We start from the raw sequence: 17,361 nt of genomic DNA on the forward strand, positions 1-17,361 counted from the left end.
AGGGAATCAGCCAAAGATCGGACAAGAAACGGCGCCTTGGCGCCGTTTTTTATTTGCCGCATCAATAAAGAACGCGCTCGTTGAGCTTTGTTATTTTCTCGCTGGCATCGGAAACGCCGTGCTCTTCCATGAGGCATGACCAGCTGCCGTCAGGCCGCTTATCGATATTGAATATATTATAGCGGGCAGCCGGTTTATGGCCGCCGAAATTCTGGCTTGCAGACGGCACGCTGATAACAGGAATCTTGCCGTTCGGCCCGTCGATCTCGTAATGCGTGATAAGATGCGTATGGCCGTGAAGAACCAGCTCTGCACCGTGTTTGCGTATGATCTTCTGGAAACGGCGAATACCATAGAGGCGTTTATGGGCAGGCGTTGCACCATAGATCGGCGGGTGATGGATCATCACAATACGGAAGAGCCCACGAGCGCCAGCTTCATCCAGCATTGCGGCCAGACGTTTTCCTTGTTCAGACCGGAAGTCGCCGCTCGCCATGAAGGGGGCCGTCGCACGCGCTGACGAAACGCCGATCAGCGCAACGGGTCCGCGCACGCGCATATAGGGAAATTGCGGGCGATTGTCTTTGTTGTCGATGCCGTCGCCACGCATCCACGGTTCCCATTTCCGGCACGACTTGTCGAGCGCGCCCGGAACATAGGCATCATGATTGCCGGGAACGACCGATACATCGTCCGGACTACCCAGTTTGGACAACCAGTCGTGGGCAATATCGATTTCGAGATTGAGCGCCAGATTGACGAGATCACCCGTCACCGCGATATGATCCGGCGTTTGCGCCTGCATATCATCAATGAGAGTGTCCAGCACGGTTCCGTGCATCGCGTTTTTGCGATTGCGCAGCCAGTTGATATAGCCGGTGATACGCTTCGATGCCAATTCGCGATATCGCACGCGCGGCAGAGGCGAAAGGTGTATATCGGAGATATGGGCGAGACGAAACATAAGGCCCATTTACTGGATAATGCGTGAAACCGAAACCTGTTTAGCGACTTTTTGTTGATGTCATTGCTGTTTTGGATAGAGGTATATTGCCTCGCGGAGAGACGGTATGCGCTTTCGTCATTTCATATTTCATACTTATTTTCTAATGCGACGCCCGATGACGCTGGGCGTCAGGGCTATTGTCTTCGATGAAAAGAAGAATTCCGTTTTTCTTGTGAAGCATACCTATGTCCCCGGATGGCAATTGCCGGGCGGAGGCGTCGAACGTGGCGAGACCTTTGGGCAGGCGCTGGAAAAGGAGTTGCGCGAGGAGGCCAATATTGTTCTGAAAGGCCCTCCGCAGCTTTTTGCGCTCTACAAGAATGCGCATGCATCGCCGCGCGACCACGTGGCGCTTTATATATGCAGGAAATTCGAACAGACGGCCCCGCGTTTGCCGGACCGGGAAATCGCAGAATGCGGTTTCTTTCCTCTGGACGATTTGCCGGAAGGGACGACGCCGTCAACCAAGCGGCGTCTGCAGGAAGCGCTTCACGATCTGGAACCGCTTCCGCTTTGGTGAAGGCACATTGGCTGCGCCTTCACTGTGACATGCGTAATTTTAGAAGCGGTAGGTAACACCCGTACCGATCAGCCATGGATTGAGCTTGGCCTTGCCGCTGACTTCCGTGCCGCCGATCAGGGTGGCGTCGAACTTGGGCTCCAGGAACAGCTTCTTGACGTCGAAGTTCACGCCCCAATGCTCGTTGAGCATGTAGTCGAAGCCGATCTGCAGCGCGCCGCCGAATGCATTCTTGACCTTGAGATATTCAACGCCAGTCGCATCCTGATTGTAGAACATGGTGTAGTTCACGCCCGCGCCGACATAAGGCTTGAAGGCGCCGAAATTGGTGAAGTGATATTGCAGGGTGAGGGTCGGAGGCAGAATCCATGCCTTGCCGATCTTGCCCAATCCGTCGATTGAACCGGCGCCATTGATATTGGCATAGGTCGTGCCGAGAATGAGTTCGGCAGCGAAATTATCGGTGAAGTAATAGGTGATGTCGAGTTCAGGTGTGATCGACTTCGAATAGTCGAGATCAGACCCCGAAATGCCGTTCACATAGCCGGAATTCTGGGGGATGACGCCGAGTGCGCGCACACGGATCTGCCATGGCGACAGGGCCTCCGGAATGGCCTGAATTTCAGATGCGGGCTGCGCTACAACTGCGTCCGCAGCAAATGCTGCCGGCGCGGCAAAGGTCAGCGCGGTTGCGGCCAGCAATCCCCTCGTGAAGCGGTTCATCTTCTCTCTCCTTAAGTCGTGTTCGGTCTTGTCAGTCTTGTTAGCCTTGGGGGTAGTGATGTGTGCAATTTGGACCGCGCAACGAAACGCCCCATTGATCGAAATCAAAGGGGCGCAAGAGATTTTGAGAGAGTGCTGATGTTCTAACAATAGTGTTGCAGGAAAAACGCAGTCCCGTCTGGTCAGGCTTTCGGAAACTGATCCCGGTCATGCGGCGCAGAGAAGTCGATCTCCGGTCCCGCAGGCACAATGCCCGTCGGATTGATGTTCTTGTGGCTGCGATAATAGTGGCCCTTGATGTGTTCCATGTTCACGGTCGAGGCCACGCCCGGCACCTGATAGAGCTCTCGCGTGTAGTTCCAAAGGTTCGGGTAATCGGCGAGACGACGCAGATTGCACTTGAAATGGCCCACATAGACCGGATCGAAACGCAAGAGCGTCGTGAACAGCCGCCAGTCCGCTTCTGTCAGGCGGTCGCCGGTCAGATAACGCTGGCGCGAAAGCCGATCCTCAAGCGAATCGAGCGCCGCGAACAATTGCCCGAACGCTTCCTCATAGGCGTCCTGCGTGGTGGCGAAACCGGCGCGATAAACCCCGTTGTTGATATTGGGGTAGATGAAATCGTTGTGGGCATCGATTTCACCGCGCAATGCTTCCGGGTAAAAGTCGAGCGAGGCATCACCGAAATCGTTGAACGCGGTGTTGAGCATGCGGATGATTTCCGCTGACTCGTTGGACACGATTGTCTGGCGCTCTTTGTCCCAGAGCACCGGCACCGTGACGCGCCCGGAATAGTTTGGATCGGCGCGAGTGTAGATTTCATGCAAACGCTTTGCACCGTAAAGTGCATCGCCGGTGCTGCCAGTCGTGCCGTAGAAGGTCCAGCCTTCTTCCGCCATCAGGTAATCCACGACCGATACCGAGATGACATCTTCAAGTCCCTTCAGGGCACGGAAGATCAGCGTGCGATGCGCCCACGGACAGGCATATGAAACGTAGAGATGGTAGCGACCTGGCTCGGCCTTGAAGCCGCCTTCGCCGGTCGGACCGGCGCTGCCGTCTGCCGTTACCCAGTTGCGGAATTGCGATTTAGAACGTTCAAAACGGCCTTTCGTGATCTCGGTGTCGTACCAGACATCGTGCCACTTACCATCGACCAGAAGTCCCATGTGATTTCTCCTTTTGCAAAGAGAATAGGGCGAGAACCGCCATTTTGCAGCATTGCAAGCCGTGAACAGTGCGTAACGGTTCCAAAAAGATCAGTCTAAACCGCCATTTTGAAAAAAATAGTTTTACCTTTGTCCATTTTGGTGTAATGCAACTTCCAAATTGCGGTCATTCAAACGCCGACCGCCAAGGAGAACGATTAATGGAAATGCTTTTCATCCGACGATGAAACTTGAACCGCGCCCAAGCGCGGAATGCATTCCATTGACCTGATGGTCTCCGACTTCTCCTATTGCGATCTAAGCCCATGCAGCAGCTTGAACTGACCTACGCGCAGGAATGCCCGGCGCACGACATTGAAATCGAAGCCATCAATGCCGAAGCCTTCGGGCCCGGACGGTTTACCCGGGCCGCGCATTTCATCCGTGAAGGTGGTCCGCACGCCCTCGACCTTTCCTTCGTTGCACTGATGGGCGGCATCGTCGTTGGCTCAGTACGGCAGACGCCGGTTATCGTCGGCAAGACGCCCGCACTCCTGCTTGGACCACTTGCTGTGCGGCCTGAGTGGAAGAAGCGGGGCATTGGCGGCAAGCTGATGCGCATGTCGCTGGAAGCGGCGGAGAAGGCCGGTCACAAGCTGGTTATTCTCGTCGGCGACGAGCCCTACTACGGTCCGTTCGGTTTCAAGATGGTGCCTGCTGGCTCCATGGTCATGCCAGCATCGGTCGATCCGCGCCGGATGCTTGCCTGCGAACTCGCAACCGGTGCGCTGAACGGTGTCAGCGGCATCGTGCGCCACGCCAACCGGGCCTGATTGATTTCGTCTGGGAAGTTAGCGGAGACGCTTGTTTTCCCCTCATCCTGAGGAGCCGTCGCAGATGGCGTCTCGAAGGAGAGGGGAACTGAACCGGCGCTCGCCCTTGATCCTTCGACAAGCTCAGGATGAGGGCGTCGGACGAACGCGGTTTACCGCCCTTCGCGATACCACATGCTGCCGAAGACGAAGAGCAGCAGGCCGAGCGCCAGGAAGCCAGAGAACAACGGCAGGCGATTGACGCTTTTCAGCTGCGTATCCGAGGTTTCACGCAGGCCAATCCAGTCGTTGCCGCTGGCGCTACGGTTGCCACTGATTGCGGTAATCGTGGGAACCCGGACCGAACTATCGGCACTTGCATGCACGCGATGGACCGAGCCACCGGCCGCTTCAGCGAGAGGCTTCAAACGATCCGTTGTGGAGATACTGTCCGCAAATTCTGGCGCATCGATCGGCCCGACATGGGCCAGTGCTTCCAGATCGCCGTTTTTCACCCGGAAGATGCCGATCTCGTCCGTTTGCAGCGAACCTTCAAACAGGCCTGGCTTGCTGGGCGCAAGATTGACCTGCAATTCCTTGCCGGATGGGGTCGAGACGGTTGCAACACCCGGATTATCGCCCATGGTCTGGCGGCGGATGGAAAGGGTGCGGCCATTGCCTGAGGCGGTCAGCGCCTCTTCCTCCAGTTCCGGCTCCTGCATCAGCCAATGGGCGATACGGCGATAGAGCGAAGCATAAGGGCCGCCGCCTTCGAAGCCGCGCGCCCAAAGCCAGCCCTGATCGGAGAGGAACATGCCGACGCGGCCTTTTCCGACGCGGTTGAGAACCAGCAACGGCTTGTTGTCCGCGCCACTCATCACTGTTTCGCCCTGTGGCGCGGTGATGTCGATGGTGCGGAACCAGCGGCTCCAGTGTGGTGGCTCCTGTTCGCTGCCATCAAGCCCGCGCGTGACGGGGTGGCGTTTGCCGATGGTCGTAAGGCGCGGATAGAACGCCTTTTCGGTCACCGCGCCGGTCGGCATGGCGGGCAGGGCGCTATAAAGCGGTGTGCGGGCAATCGACATTTCGCCTGCATATTCCGGACCGGCTGCAACCAGCAAGGCACCGCCATTCTCCACATATTGCGCAATGTAATCGTAATAGAGGAGCGGCAGCACATCGCGGTGCTGGTAACGGTCGAGGATGATGAGGTCGAACTCGTTGACCTTGTCCACGAAGAGTTCACGTGTCGGGAATGCGATCAGCGACAATTCGTTGATTGGTGTACCATCCTGCTTTTCCGGTGGGCGCAAAATGGTGAAGTGAACGAGATCGACCGCAGCATCGGATTTCAGCAGGTTGCGCCATGTGCGCTCACCATTGTGCGGCTCGCCGGAGACGAGCAGCACGCGCAGGTTCTCGCGAACGCCGTCCACGGTTGCGACAGCGCGATTGTTGGTGTCTGTTACTTCACCGGGAAGCGCTGGCGTGGCAATTTCGACAATGTTCACACCGGCGCGCGGCAAGGTGATGGTGACGGGTGTTTCCTGCCCGACCTGCGCTTCTTCCTCACTGACGGTTTCGCCATTGACGCGGATTTCGACCGGCGCAGGGCTGCCGAGGTTTTTGCCTTCATCGATCACCGTAAACGACATTTCGAGCGGCTTGCCGCTGATGCCATAACGCGGTGCCTTGTTGAAGCGGATGCGGCGGTCGAATTCATCCGGCTTTCCGGTCACGAGACCATGCAGCGGCGCATCGAAGCCGAGCGCATTCTTGTTACCTGGGATGTCGTGCACCTGGCCGTCGGTAATCATGATCGCGCCCGCGACGCGGGACGGTGGCACATCGAGGAGCGAACGCGCCAGCGGCCCGAAAAGCCGGGTTGCATAACCGTCTTCGTTTTCGCCGGGCTTGCCTGCTTCCACCACGCGGGTTTCAAACTGCGGCATGGCTGCAAGCTGGTCCTGAACCGCCTTCAAGGCGGCATCGGTGTCGGCACGACGGCTGCCGAGTTCCTGGCTCTGGCTGCGATCCACCACCACCGAGACCACGCTTTTCAGCGGTTCGCGTTCTTCATTGATGATGACTGGATTGAAAAGCGCGAGCGCAAGCGCTGCCGCAGCCAGCAGACGGATCAGACCGCCGCGCATCCGCAACGCAATCGTGGCCAGCACCAACAGCGCCAGCGGCACGAGGATGACAATCATCCAGGGCGTGGAGAGGAACGGTTCGAATTCGATATTCATTCTCACCTCCTACCGCCGTTCGCGTTCACGATGAGGGGAAAAGAGAAGCGGGATCGGGCGATGACGTGGCTGCAAAACATCATGCTAGTTCCCCAGCCGTTCGATGAGGTCCTTGGCGTGGACCTGATCGGATTTGTAGTTGCCGGTCAGCATATACATCACGATGTTCACGCCGCCGCGAATGGCATAGATGCGCTGCATCGGATCGTTCGGCACAGTCGGGAGCAGCGGATTGCCTTGCTCATCCACAGCCCATGCGCCAGCGAAATCATTGGCTGTAATCATGATCGGCGTCACGCCGTCGCCGGTGCGCACGGGGCGTTCCCGTGGCGAAGCGTTCGGTGTCGAAGCCTCGACCCAGAGCGGGCTGCCTTCATAGCGACCCGGAAAATCGGGCATGATGAAGAAGGATTTGGTCAGCACATGATCGTCAGGCACGGGTTCCAGCGGCGGAACGTTCATGCCGTCGAGAATGGCGCGCAGGCGCTGGTTGGCGGGTGAGGCCGACGGATCGAGGCTGGCTCCGGCCTGCAACTGGTCGCGCGTGTCGAAAAGCACGGTGCCGCCCTGCTGCATATAGGCATCGACCTTGGCAATCGCTTCCGGGCTTGGCATCGGTGCCTGCGGGTCGATAGGCCAGTAGATCAACGGATAAAAGGCCAGTTCGTCCTTGGCGGGGTCGACGCCGATAGGGTCGCCCGGTTCGAGTGCGGTCTTGTCCATCAGCGCGAAGCTCAAGCCCCGCATGCCTGCCTTGCTGATGTCGTCGGTCTGGGCGCTGCCGGTGATGACATAGGCAAGATGCGTCTGCGAGACGGAGTTGATGATCGCCTCGTCTCCCGGCTTGCTGTCGTCATGCACCTGCTCTTGAGCCCCAGACTGGGATTGAGTCTGTGCTTGTGCTTTGCCCATTCCGGAAGGAAGCAGGTTGAAGGCGAGGGAACCGGCCAGCAGAACAGCTATTCCCGCCACCTTGGCACGCACTTTCATGCGGCGACGGAAGGCACCGCGCAGCCACAGCATCAAAAGCGTATCGAGTGCGAGAAGCATTGCGGCGACCGCAAAGAATGGTCCCGCCAGTGAAATCGACTGGTCCGATGTATAGGAAGCAGGCGTTATTCCGACGGAAAGTGTCGGCTGGGCAATGGGTTGCAGCTTGATGTTCGCACCTTCGAAGATGTTGAGCGCTTTCAAGCCGTCCTCATTGCCATAAACGCCGGGCGGCGTGTTGATGCTGACGCTGGCCTGCTTGTTCTTTTCGATGATCAGTGGCTTGGCCTCGGATGTCGGTGGGGTCAGCGCGCCGGAAGCCGAAAGCAGCTGGTAGGGCGGCAGAGAGACCGAAACCTGATTTTCCTGCGCGCCGGTTCTCTGTGACAGCGACACGATGCGGCGCAGCATTTCCACGAAGGAACCCGAAATGGGCAGGCTTGACCAGCTGGCATCGGGAGAGATGTGGAACAACACGATATTGCCGCGTCCGCGCTGTTCGCCGGTCACAAGCGGCGTTCCGTCCTGAAGAACGGCGTAAGCCTTGTCGTTGAGATCGAACGACGGCTCGGCAAGAACCTGCCGGGTGACGGTCACATCATCGGGGACGGCCAGACCGGCAAAAGGCCCCTTGTCAGGAAAAATGCGGAGCTTCTGCGGTTCGGACCAGGACAGCGTGCCGCCCAAGGCGCGCTCGCCCTTGCGCAATTTCACCGGCAGAAGCGGATCATTGTCGCTGGCACCGGCAAGGCGCGGGCCTGCGAACCGCACCAGCGTGCCGCCGTCCTCAATCCATTTGGAAAGCTGTTCGGTGACAGGCTGCGGCAACGTGCCGATATCGGCCATGATGAGGATCGACGGCTTTGCATCCAGCACTTCCGGCACGGATTGCAGAAGATCGGCGGAGCGCGGTTCGATCAGATTGACATAGGGCGACAGCGCACGGGAAATATAATGCAGCGGCGAGAGAAGGGGCTGCGCCAGATCGCCGTCACCGCTGGCGATAAGGCCGACGGTGCGCCGTTCCGATCCTGCATCGATCAGCCGTGTTGCGCCTGCCTGTTCGATACCATCGACACGGATCAGGCGAAAATCATTGCGAAGCTCCACCGGAAGGTTGAACCGTGCCGTGCCTTCCGCGCTTCCAAGCGCGAAGGAAAGCGGCGCTTCGGCGATGCGGCGTCCCTTGTCGTCATAGGCAGCGGCAGTGAGCGTGCGCGGAGCCGACACGCCTTCCGGGCGGATGGCGACGGCTTCCAGACCGTCAGCCTTGTTGTCTATGCCGGTCAGCGCCAAAGTGCGGCTGAGGCTCGCGCCATACCAGAGAACGGAGGCGAGATGCCTCGACTTGTCCAGCTCTGCGAAGGTTTCCGCATCACCTGGCGATGCCAGCCCGTCGCTCATGAAGGCGAGGCGGACCTTTGTATCCGCGGGCAAGGTGGAAGCCAGTCGTTCCATTGCCGACTTGCGGTCAACTGGGATCGGGCGCGGCTCCAGTGCCTGAAGGCGCTCAGCAGCACTCTTGCCGTCATACGGGCCGATTTCGGCATTGGCCGGTTCCGCCGAACCCACGATGTAGATCGGAGCATCGCTGCCCTCTGCGTCGGAGATGAGTTTTTCGGCGGCATTGACCCGCTGTTGCCAGTCCTCGGCGGAAGCCCAGCCATTGTCGATGACGATGGCAAGCGGCTCATTGCCGGACAGCGCGACCGGACGCGGATTCCAGACCGGCGAGGCGAGTGCGAGAATGACGAGCGCGGCAATCAGCAGCCGCAGCAGCGTCATCCACCATGGACTCTTCGATGGCACTTCCTCGCGCTTGAAAACCTGCGCCAGAATGCGAAGCGGCGGAAAGGTTTCTTCCTGCGGACGCGGCGGCGTCATGCGCAAAAGCCACCAGATGACCGGCAGGGCGATCAGCCCGGCGAGAATGAGCGGCGAACCGAAGGCGAGCGGCAGAAAATTCATGTGCTGCTTCCCTTGGCGCTGGCCCCCGTTGCGCTGCTCCCTGTTGCGCTCAGGGCATCGTGAAGCCGTGCCAGTGCTTCCGCCGTCGGCCTGTCTGTCCGGTGAACCGTATAGCTCCAGCCGAGCCGCTTGCAGAAATCCGACAGGGTTTCACGGCGCGCAGTGTAGAGGCGGCGATAGTCGTCCGCATAGGTTTCAGCCCGACCGGCAACGAGCGTGGCGCCGGTTTCCGGATCGCGGAACTCGGTGCGGCCCGAATAGGGAAATGTTTCTTCGGCAGGATCGGCAACTTCCACCAGATGCGCGCGGACACCGCGTTGTGCCAGACGGTCGAGAAGATCGGTCAGTTCATCAAACGGATGCAGGAAATCCGATACGAGGACGACTTCCGAAAAGCGGCGGATCTGGGTGATGTCGGGCAGTGCTGCAACCGGCGCTTCGTGCATCAGCGCTGCCGCCAGACGTTCAGCGCCGTTGCGGGCAGAAAAAGGCTGGATCAGCGCCGGAAAGGCAATGCGTTCGCCCGAGCGCGATAAAAGTTCGGCAAGAGCGAGCGTCAGCACGAGCGAACGCGCTTCCTTGGAAACAGGCGCGAGCTGCGAGCGATAGAGCATTGAGGGCGAGAAATCGCACCAGAGCCAGACCGTATGGGCGGATTCCCATTCGCGGTCGCGGACATAGGTATGATCGTCGCGCGCGGAACGCCGCCAGTCGATACGGGCAAGGGATTCGCCGTCCACATAGGGGCGGAACTGCCAGAAATTTTCGCCGGGACCGCGTTTGCGCCGTCCGTGCCAGCCATTCATGACGGTGTTGACCACGCGCTGAGCTTCAACCAGCAGATCGGGGATAGCCGCTGCCCGCGCACGGGCGCGAGCAAGTGTCTCCTTGCGATCTGCGGTGGAAACTTCTGCGCCAATGACCATCAGACGGCAGCCTTTACCAGATTTGCGATGACGTCACGAATATGCATGCCGTCGGCGCGCGCCGCAAAGTTGAGCGCCATGCGGTGCTGAAGGACTGGCTCGGCCAGCGCTTTCACGTCGTCTACGGATGGGGCGAGGCGACCTTCATAGAGTGCGCGAGCGCGTGCGCAGAGCATCAACGCCTGGCTGGCACGTGGGCCGGGACCCCAGGCAATATGTTTCTTCGCGTGGTCGTTATCGGCATCGGGACGGGCGGAGCGCACCAGCTTGAGGATTGCTTCCACAACGCTTTCCGACACCGGCATGCGTCGCACCAAAGTCTGCATTTCGATCAGCCGTTCGGCGTTGATGATCTCATAGGCCTTGGCCTCGGAAACGCCGGTTGTTTCCAGAAGAATGCGGCGTTCCGCATCCAGTTCCGGATAGAGAATGTCGATCTGCATCAGGAAGCGGTCGAGCTGGGCTTCCGGCAGCGGATAGGTGCCTTCCTGTTCCAGCGGGTTCTGTGTCGCAAGCACATGAAACGGTGCGGGCAAGTCGTAGCGCTGGCCCGCGACCGTGACATGATATTCCTGCATGGCCTGCAAAAGCGCAGACTGCGTGCGCGGCGAAGCACGGTTGATTTCGTCAGCCATCAGGAGCTGCGCGAAGATCGGGCCCTTGAGATAGCGGAAGGAGCGGCGCCCGTCGGCATCTTGTTCCATGACTTCCGAACCGATGATGTCGGATGGCATCAGGTCGGGCGTGAACTGGATGCGCTGGCCGGAGAGGCCGAGCACGGTGCCCAGCGTTTCGACCAGCTTGGTCTTGGCGAGACCCGGTACGCCGACCAGCAAGGCGTGCCCGCCAGCCAGAACGGCGACGAGCGTGCGCTCGATCACGTTTTCCTGACCGAAGATCACAGTCCCGACGCTTTCCTTGATGCGTGCGATGTCCGCGAGCGCCCGTTCGGCCTCCGCGACGATCTGTTCGGGATTGGCGGTTTCAGGCGTAACGATAACGCTCATGTGGACCTCGCAATATGACCGCTCTGGCGGAAGTGCCTTATAAATCGCATATAGTGCTGACAAGCCGCGAAACGGTGACTATTTCATGACTTCGAGCATATTAAACACATTCGAGCAGGAATAACCGAGTCGGATGATAAAAAGCACCCCTGAAGGCAAAGACGCGCCGCAAAGTTCGATGCGCACCGCGGAAGGAACTGGCGGACTGGAAGCCCTGATTGCGCGCGCCCATGCGGATGCGCAAAGTGGTCCGGCGACGAAAGAGCGCGGAATCCCGCCTGTTGAGCGCTGGAACCCGGACTTTTGCGGCGATCTCGATATGGAAATCAAGGCGGATGGCACCTGGTTCTATATGGGTACGCCGATTGGGCGCAAACAGCTTGTGCGACTGTTTTCGACCGTTCTGCGCAAGGATGATGACGGCCAGACCTATCTTGTAACGCCGGTGGAAAAAGTCGGCATCCGCGTCGAGGATGCGCATTTTGTTGCCGTCGAGATGGAAGTGTCTGGCGTAGGCGAGACGCAGGCACTGACATTCCGTACCAATGTGGGTGACGTCGTGACCGCCGACGCGCAGCATCCCCTGCGCTTCGTGATAGAGCGGACAAGCGGTGGCTTGAAGCCCTATGTGCTGGTTCGTGGACGGCTGGAGGCGCTGATTGCGCGTGCTGTGATGTATGATCTGGTGGCGCTGGGCGAAGAAATCGAAGTCGACGGCGTGCCGACATTTGCGGTTCGCTCTGGCGGCGTGGTCTTTCCGATCATGGTGTCCGATGCACTGGAGGCTGCACTGCAATGAGTGAATTCCCAGCCTTTTCAGCCGGTGATTTTGCCGAGCGGGTTCGGCAGTGGCGCCCCAGCCAGGATGATCTGATTGGCGATCATTCGCTTAATCCCGATATTACACAATTAATGACGATGGCTAAGATGCGCGACGCCGCCGTTCTTGTGCCGGTGGTGGATCGCGGGTCGGAGGCAACACTTCTTCTGACACAGCGCACCGATACACTGCGCAAGCATTCCGGCCAGATCGCCTTTCCGGGTGGTGCAATCGACCCGGAGGATGGCACGGCGGAACGGGCTGCACTGCGCGAGGCGAATGAGGAAATCGGGCTTGCGGCGGATCGTGCCGAGATCATTGGCAATCTGCCGCGTTATCTCACCGGTAGCGGATTTTCGATCACGCCCATTCTGGCGGTGGTGAAAACGCCGTTCGACGTGCATCCCAACCCGGACGAGGTCGCCGATATTTTCGAGGTGCCGCTTTCCTTCCTGATGAACCCGGAGAACCATCGGCGTGAAAGCCGGGTATTCAACGGCAAGGAACGCTTTTATTACGCCATGCCTTATCACGAGCGATTCATCTGGGGGGCAACCGCCGGTATCATTCGCGGACTTTATGAAAGGCTCTACGTTTGAGCGAGAGTATGAATATTTCCGGCAAGGCGGACTGGCTGAAAGCAAAGCCGTTGCAAGCCCTGTTCAAGGCGCTGAACCGCGATGGCGGCGAGGCGCGTGTCGTGGGTGGCGCAGTGCGCAACACGCTGCTTGGCACCAAGGTCAGCGATGTCGATCTGGCAACGACGCATTTGCCGCAGGATACGGTGAGGCTGGCAAATGAAGCCGGTTTCAAGCCGGTGCCGACCGGTATCGAGCATGGCACGATCACTGTTGTCGTGCAGGGCCATCCGTTCGAGGTCACGACGCTGCGGCAGGATATTGAAACCAATGGCCGCCATGCCAAGGTCGCCTTCGGCACCGACTGGAAAGCCGATGCGGAACGGCGCGACTTCACCATCAATGCACTTTATGTGACGGCTGATGGCGGCGTGATCGATGATGTGGGCGGGCTTGGCGATATTGAGAGCCGGACGCTGCGCTTCATCGGCGATGCGGAACAGCGCATTCGAGAGGATTACCTGCGCATCCTGCGCTTTTTCCGCTTCTTCGCCTGGTATGGTTCGGGACGGCCCGAGGCTGAGGGCTTGCGCGCCAGCGCACGACTGAAGGATGGCCTCACCCAGCTTTCCGCCGAACGGGTCTGGTCGGAACTGAAGAAACTCCTGTCCGCTCCCGATCCGTCGCGCGCGCTTTTGTGGATGCGACAGGCCGGTGTCTTGAATCTCATTCTGCCTGAAAGCGAGAAATGGGGTATCGACGCCATTCATGGGCTGGTGCGGACCGAGGCCGATCTTGGCTGGCAGCCTGATCCGCTGCTGCGGCTTGAAAGCATTATTCCGCCCGACAGCGTGCGGATGGAGGAGATGGGCAAGCGGCTGAAAATGTCCAATGCGGAAAGGGCGCGGCTTGAAGCCTGGGCACGGGCCGATACGGTCAAGCCGGAGCTTTCCGAGCAAGCTTTGAAGAAGACCATCTATCGCGGCAGCAAGCAGGCTGTGCTTGACCGCATTCGTCTGGCCTATGCGGCGGCGCGAGCCGATGCCGCGGGCAGCGACGATGCGATGATCCGCGCCGGTGGTTTCGCGCGTCTTCTCGATGCCGCCGAACATTATGATGCCCCTGTTTTCCCCGTCACGGGCAGTGATCTTCTGGCTTTGGGCATTGAAAAAGGCCCCGGTCTTGGAGAAACATTGCGGTCTCTCGAAACTTTCTGGATTGACTCCGGTTTTAGTCTTGACCGTGCCACGCTTCTGGACAAACTTGATCGCGGTTAGAGCGGTTTCGCTCTAACCGTTTTTTCTCAGGCATTTCCGAACACAAAACCGTGTCTCACTTTTGTTGGAAATGCCCTGAAAATGAATAGCTAATGGCTTGCTTGCAAATTTCAGCCGTAGTTTCATCGCTTTATAGCTGGAGCATGTTTCCCAAAAGTGGGAACCGGTTTTGGGGCGAAACATACCCAAAACAGGCCCAATACTGGCAAAGAAAACTTTTCAGCGCGCGTTTTGAAAGAATATGAGATGTCCAACCCCGATACATCGATACAAGACAAAGCAGCGACCGATCCGAAGCAGAAGTTTGGCACCGAAGGCATCGCCGCCATGGACCGGCCAAGCCCGATCACCCGCTTTTTCATGGGGATCGTATCCTGGGCCGAAGGTCTCAATCTGAAATATGCCAAGCTCGGCAATCCGCCCGTCTACGACAATGCGACTTTCCCCTGGTCCGCCGAGATCGAGAAGGAATGGCCTGCCATCCGCAAGGAGCTGGATACGGTTCTGCTGCGTCAGAGTGAGCTGCCTTCCTTTCAGGATATTTCGACCGATGTGAAAACGATCTCGACCGATAATCGCTGGAAGACGTTCTTTCTGCTCGGTTTCGGCGTGAAGTCGGAACAGAACATCAAGGCCTGCCCGGAAACCTGGCGTATCGTGAACAAGATTCCCGGCCTGACGACGGCAATGTTCTCCATCTTCGAACCGGGCAAGCATCTGCCGCCGCATCGCGGACCTTATAATGGCGTGCTGCGCCTGCATCTTGGTCTCATCGTGCCGGAACCGAATGACCAGCTTGCCATCCGCGTGGACAATCAGGTCTGTCATTGGCAGGAAGGCAAGGTGCTAATTTTCGACGATGCCTATGAGCATGAGGCGTGGAACCATACCGACAAGACGCGCGTGGTCCTTTTCGTCGACTTTGTGAAGCCGCTCAAGTTCCCGGCTCGACTTGTCAACTGGTGCCTGATGAACCTTGCGATCTTCACGCCGTTCATCAAGGAGGGGCTCGATAACCACAATGAGTGGGAAAAGAAGTTTTATGCGGAAGCCGAAAAGCTGCGCAACCAGCCGAAAAACTGAACGGTTTGACAGCGGCGCTCAGCGCTTATAAATGTGCAGGAGGGCTTATCGCCCTCCTGTTTTTATGTGTTCCCTGCCGCACTGCCATTTTGGATTTTGCCGGGAATACCATAACGAGGAATTGTTGATGCCGGAGATTGTAGGAAGCCTTTGATCGTTCCGAACAAGCTGCAAGATGGCAGGCGCTGAGAGCGTCTGACCGGCAGTGTTCAGGAGCGGAAACGGCATTGGCCGTGGATGGTTCACCATCCGCGAGAGCTGGTGCTTGTCATGGTTTCCATCCAGGCAAGAACAACAATGAATATCTCACGCATGGAACAGCGCGTCTTGCACGTGCTGGCGCAGGGCGGCTACATCCGCCATCAGCGCGAAGACGGACATATCTGCGAAATCGAATGCTTTACCCGTGAAGGCTATCTGCTTTCCGATTGCACGATGGCAGTTTTCCAGCAATTGCGCCGTAAGCGGCTGATCGAATCCCGAATGGGCAGTCCTTATCGCATCTCGTTCAAAGGGCGCGAAAATGTTCGCGCTCAGCTCAATAACCGGTGAAGGAGAGCGTCATGCATATTCGCAAGGAAACGTCTGAAGACGCCGCCGAAATCCGTCACCTCACGGATGAGGCATTCCGCACCGTGGCTTATAGCAACCAGAAGGAAGGAGAGATCGTTGATGCGCTTCGCGCTACAAAGGCGCTCACTCTGTCGCTGGTTGCCGAAGATAAGGGCGAAATTCTGGGTCATGTCGCATTCTCGCCCGTCCTGATCGGTGGCGAGGACAAGGGCTGGTACGGGCTTGGCCCTGTTTCGGTCCGTCCAGACCGGCAAGGCGAGGGGATCGGCGGCAAGCTGATCCGTGAGGGCCTTGCGCAATTGCGTGCGGCTGGAGCTAAAGGCTGCGTTCTTCTGGGTGATCCCGGCTATTATGGTCGTTTCGGCTTCAAGGCCGATGCGCGGCTGAAACTGCCGGGTGTGCCCGCGGAATATTTCCAGTGTCTGGCCTTCGGGGCCGATATGCCACAGGGCGATGTCGCCTATCATGCCGCATTCAATATATAAAAAAGGGCCGGGAAACCGGCCCTTTTCATTCAGTACTGTTAAGGCCACTTCACCACGGGCGGCATGGAAGACAGGATGGAATTCACATTGCCACCGGTCTTGAGGCCGAAGATCGTGCCGCGATCGTAAAGCAGGTTGAACTCGACATAGCGGCCACGACGGATGAGCTGTTCGTTGCGATCCGCGTCGGTCCAGTCCTTGTTGAAGTTCTGGCGCACGAGATGCGGATAGACGACCGAGAAACCGCGTCCCACGTCGCGCGTATAGGCAAAATCCGCATCCCAACCGCCTTTTTCGTCCGGCGAATGCAGCCAATCATAGAAGATGCCGCCGGTGCCGCGCGCTTCATTGCGGTGCGGCAGGAAGAAATACTCGTCGCACCAGTCCTTCACGCGCTGATAGTCGACGATGTCCTTGTGCTTCTCGCAGATGAAACGGAAAGCCTTGTGGAAGGCGAGTGTATCGGGATCGTCCTGCGTGCGGCGGTTGTCCAGAACCGGCGTCAGGTCGGCACCGCCGCCGAACCACTGGCGCGTGGTCACGACCATGCGCGTGTTCATGTGGACGGCAGGCACATTCGGGTTTTGCGGATGGGCGATGAGCGAAATGCCGCTCGCCCAATAACGCGGGTCTTCCTCTGCTCCGGGAATCTGCTTGCGGAATTCCGGCGAGAACTCGCCATAGACCGTCGAGACATGCACCCCGACCTTTTCGAAGACACGGCCATGCATGATCGACATGACGCCACCGCCGCCACGGCCTTCGTCCTTCTGCCAGGGCGTGCGGACGAAGCGTCCGGGTTCGCGATCCGAAAGTGGGCCCTGCAATTCATCTTCAAGTTGTTCGTAGCTTGCACAGATACGGTCGCGCAGTTCCTCGAACCAGCGCTGTGCCGCCTGTTTCTTCTCTTCGATGTCTGTGGGGATGATTGCTGGAATTTCGTCGCGTTGCATTGTCTGTTTCCTTCCGGCGCGGTTTGCCGGATCGCTCGGCGGTATCAGGCAGCCAAGGGTAAATGGATGAACTATTATTTCTTGGCTTATCAAAGTCCGCTGCAGGCGCAAAGCACGAAGCGCGCGATCACAGGGTAGTATAGACCCTCTCCCCAAGAAAAGACTCGTCTTTATAGACCCGCTCCCCTATCTTTCTCTACCTAGGGTTTGGAAGTCATTCATTTCCGGTTTTGCCGGGAGGGC

Annotated in this window: 16 protein-coding genes; 8 read left to right on the forward strand and 8 right to left on the reverse strand. The window is 58.4% G+C overall.

The window, feature by feature from the left end; genetic code table 11:
* Positions 1 to 61: 61 nt before the first annotated feature.
* Positions 62 to 964, reverse strand: coding sequence for a metallophosphoesterase family protein (locus OANT_RS08340; protein ID WP_029929168.1), 903 nt, complete (start codon positions 962 to 964; stop codon positions 62 to 64).
* Positions 965 to 1,070: 106 nt separating this feature from the next.
* Between OANT_RS08340 and OANT_RS08345 the strand changes: the two genes are divergently transcribed.
* Entirely contained in the window at positions 1,071 to 1,526 is a 456-nt protein-coding gene (locus OANT_RS08345; protein ID WP_012091643.1) for an NUDIX domain-containing protein, read from the forward strand.
* A gap of 39 nt (positions 1,527 to 1,565) precedes the next feature.
* Here OANT_RS08345 and OANT_RS08350 read toward each other — a convergent pair whose 3' ends face one another.
* Positions 1,566 to 2,249 (reverse strand): OmpW/AlkL family protein, encoded by a 684-nt coding sequence (locus OANT_RS08350; protein ID WP_012091644.1) that lies wholly within the window; start codon positions 2,247 to 2,249, stop codon positions 1,566 to 1,568.
* Positions 2,250 to 2,431: 182 nt separating this feature from the next.
* Positions 2,432 to 3,418 carry a glutathione S-transferase family protein gene (locus OANT_RS08355; RefSeq protein ID WP_012091645.1) on the reverse strand — a complete coding sequence of 329 codons (987 nt, stop codon included), beginning with the start codon at positions 3,416 to 3,418 and terminating at the stop codon, positions 2,432 to 2,434.
* Positions 3,419 to 3,723: 305 nt separating this feature from the next.
* On the opposite strand from OANT_RS08355, the gene OANT_RS08360 reads away from it, so the two are divergent.
* Positions 3,724 to 4,230 (forward strand): GNAT family N-acetyltransferase, encoded by a 507-nt coding sequence (locus tag OANT_RS08360; protein WP_012091646.1) that lies wholly within the window; start codon positions 3,724 to 3,726, stop codon positions 4,228 to 4,230.
* A gap of 152 nt (positions 4,231 to 4,382) precedes the next feature.
* On the opposite strand, the gene OANT_RS08365 is transcribed toward OANT_RS08360, so the two are convergent.
* From OANT_RS08365 to OANT_RS08380, 4 genes are all read right to left on the reverse strand, one after another.
* Positions 4,383 to 6,458, reverse strand: a complete 2,076-nt coding sequence (locus OANT_RS08365) for a glutamine amidotransferase (RefSeq protein ID WP_012091647.1) — start codon at positions 6,456 to 6,458, stop codon at positions 4,383 to 4,385.
* A gap of 84 nt (positions 6,459 to 6,542) precedes the next feature.
* Positions 6,543 to 9,416, reverse strand: a complete 2,874-nt coding sequence (locus tag OANT_RS08370) for a DUF4159 domain-containing protein (protein ID WP_012091648.1) — start codon at positions 9,414 to 9,416, stop codon at positions 6,543 to 6,545.
* Positions 9,413 to 10,342, reverse strand: coding sequence for a DUF58 domain-containing protein (locus OANT_RS08375; protein ID WP_012091649.1), 930 nt, complete (start codon positions 10,340 to 10,342; stop codon positions 9,413 to 9,415). Before OANT_RS08375 ends, OANT_RS08370 begins: the two co-directional genes overlap by 4 nt.
* The gene (locus tag OANT_RS08380; RefSeq protein ID WP_010659594.1) at positions 10,342 to 11,349 is read right to left on the reverse strand and encodes an AAA family ATPase; all 1,008 of its coding nucleotides are present in this window, start codon (positions 11,347 to 11,349) and stop codon (positions 10,342 to 10,344) included. The genes OANT_RS08375 and OANT_RS08380 overlap by 1 nt, the downstream gene beginning before the upstream one ends.
* A 133-nt stretch (positions 11,350 to 11,482) precedes the next feature.
* Here OANT_RS08380 and OANT_RS08385 point away from each other — a divergent pair, with 133 nt between their 5' ends.
* The 6 genes from OANT_RS08385 (at position 11,483) to OANT_RS08410 (ending at position 16,165) form a co-directional block, all read left to right on the forward strand.
* Positions 11,483 to 12,148 (forward strand): DUF1285 domain-containing protein, encoded by a 666-nt coding sequence (locus tag OANT_RS08385; protein ID WP_012091650.1) that lies wholly within the window; start codon positions 11,483 to 11,485, stop codon positions 12,146 to 12,148.
* The gene (locus OANT_RS08390) at positions 12,145 to 12,768 is read left to right on the forward strand and encodes a CoA pyrophosphatase (RefSeq protein ID WP_012091651.1); all 624 of its coding nucleotides are present in this window, start codon (positions 12,145 to 12,147) and stop codon (positions 12,766 to 12,768) included. Before OANT_RS08385 ends, OANT_RS08390 begins: the two co-directional genes overlap by 4 nt.
* Positions 12,765 to 14,024 (forward strand): CCA tRNA nucleotidyltransferase, encoded by a 1,260-nt coding sequence (locus OANT_RS08395; RefSeq protein ID WP_040129154.1) that lies wholly within the window; start codon positions 12,765 to 12,767, stop codon positions 14,022 to 14,024. The genes OANT_RS08390 and OANT_RS08395 overlap by 4 nt, the downstream gene beginning before the upstream one ends.
* A 246-nt stretch (positions 14,025 to 14,270) precedes the next feature.
* Positions 14,271 to 15,107 carry an ornithine lipid ester-linked acyl 2-hydroxylase OlsC gene (gene olsC / locus OANT_RS08400; protein WP_010659598.1) on the forward strand — a complete coding sequence of 279 codons (837 nt, stop codon included), beginning with the start codon at positions 14,271 to 14,273 and terminating at the stop codon, positions 15,105 to 15,107.
* Between the two features lie 297 nt (positions 15,108 to 15,404).
* Complete coding sequence (locus tag OANT_RS08405; RefSeq protein WP_040130087.1) at positions 15,405 to 15,659, forward strand: YjhX family toxin; 255 nt, start codon at positions 15,405 to 15,407, stop codon at positions 15,657 to 15,659.
* Between the two features lie 11 nt (positions 15,660 to 15,670).
* A complete protein-coding gene (locus tag OANT_RS08410; RefSeq protein WP_012091654.1) occupies positions 15,671 to 16,165 on the forward strand; it encodes a GNAT family N-acetyltransferase in 495 nt (164 codons plus the stop codon).
* Between the two features lie 38 nt (positions 16,166 to 16,203).
* On the opposite strand, the gene hemF is transcribed toward OANT_RS08410, so the two are convergent.
* Positions 16,204 to 17,118 carry an oxygen-dependent coproporphyrinogen oxidase gene (gene hemF, locus OANT_RS08415; protein ID WP_012091655.1) on the reverse strand — a complete coding sequence of 305 codons (915 nt, stop codon included), beginning with the start codon at positions 17,116 to 17,118 and terminating at the stop codon, positions 16,204 to 16,206.
* Between the last annotated feature and the right edge of the window lie 243 nt (positions 17,119 to 17,361).

Source organism: Brucella anthropi ATCC 49188, assembly GCF_000017405.1.
Taxonomy (GTDB): Bacteria; Pseudomonadota; Alphaproteobacteria; order Rhizobiales; family Rhizobiaceae; genus Brucella; species Brucella anthropi.

Coding starts and splice junctions, on each gene's coding strand:
- OANT_RS08380 (WP_010659594.1), bottom strand. CDS start 11,349: ATGAGCGTTATCGTTACGCCTGAAACCGCCAATCCCGAACAGATCGTC.
- OANT_RS08340 (WP_029929168.1), bottom strand. CDS start 964: ATGTTTCGTCTCGCCCATATCTCCGATATACACCTTTCGCCTCTGCCG.
- OANT_RS08390 (WP_012091651.1), top strand. CDS start 12,145: ATGAGTGAATTCCCAGCCTTTTCAGCCGGTGATTTTGCCGAGCGGGTT.
- olsC (WP_010659598.1), top strand. CDS start 14,271: ATGTCCAACCCCGATACATCGATACAAGACAAAGCAGCGACCGATCCG.
- OANT_RS08385 (WP_012091650.1), top strand. CDS start 11,483: ATGATAAAAAGCACCCCTGAAGGCAAAGACGCGCCGCAAAGTTCGATG.
- OANT_RS08355 (WP_012091645.1), bottom strand. CDS start 3,418: ATGGGACTTCTGGTCGATGGTAAGTGGCACGATGTCTGGTACGACACC.
- OANT_RS08365 (WP_012091647.1), bottom strand. CDS start 6,458: ATGAATATCGAATTCGAACCGTTCCTCTCCACGCCCTGGATGATTGTC.
- OANT_RS08360 (WP_012091646.1), top strand. CDS start 3,724: ATGCAGCAGCTTGAACTGACCTACGCGCAGGAATGCCCGGCGCACGAC.
- OANT_RS08405 (WP_040130087.1), top strand. CDS start 15,405: ATGAATATCTCACGCATGGAACAGCGCGTCTTGCACGTGCTGGCGCAG.
- OANT_RS08350 (WP_012091644.1), bottom strand. CDS start 2,249: ATGAACCGCTTCACGAGGGGATTGCTGGCCGCAACCGCGCTGACCTTT.
- OANT_RS08370 (WP_012091648.1), bottom strand. CDS start 9,416: ATGAATTTTCTGCCGCTCGCCTTCGGTTCGCCGCTCATTCTCGCCGGG.
- hemF (WP_012091655.1), bottom strand. CDS start 17,118: ATGCAACGCGACGAAATTCCAGCAATCATCCCCACAGACATCGAAGAG.
- OANT_RS08410 (WP_012091654.1), top strand. CDS start 15,671: ATGCATATTCGCAAGGAAACGTCTGAAGACGCCGCCGAAATCCGTCAC.
- OANT_RS08375 (WP_012091649.1), bottom strand. CDS start 10,342: ATGGTCATTGGCGCAGAAGTTTCCACCGCAGATCGCAAGGAGACACTT.
- OANT_RS08345 (WP_012091643.1), top strand. CDS start 1,071: ATGCGCTTTCGTCATTTCATATTTCATACTTATTTTCTAATGCGACGC.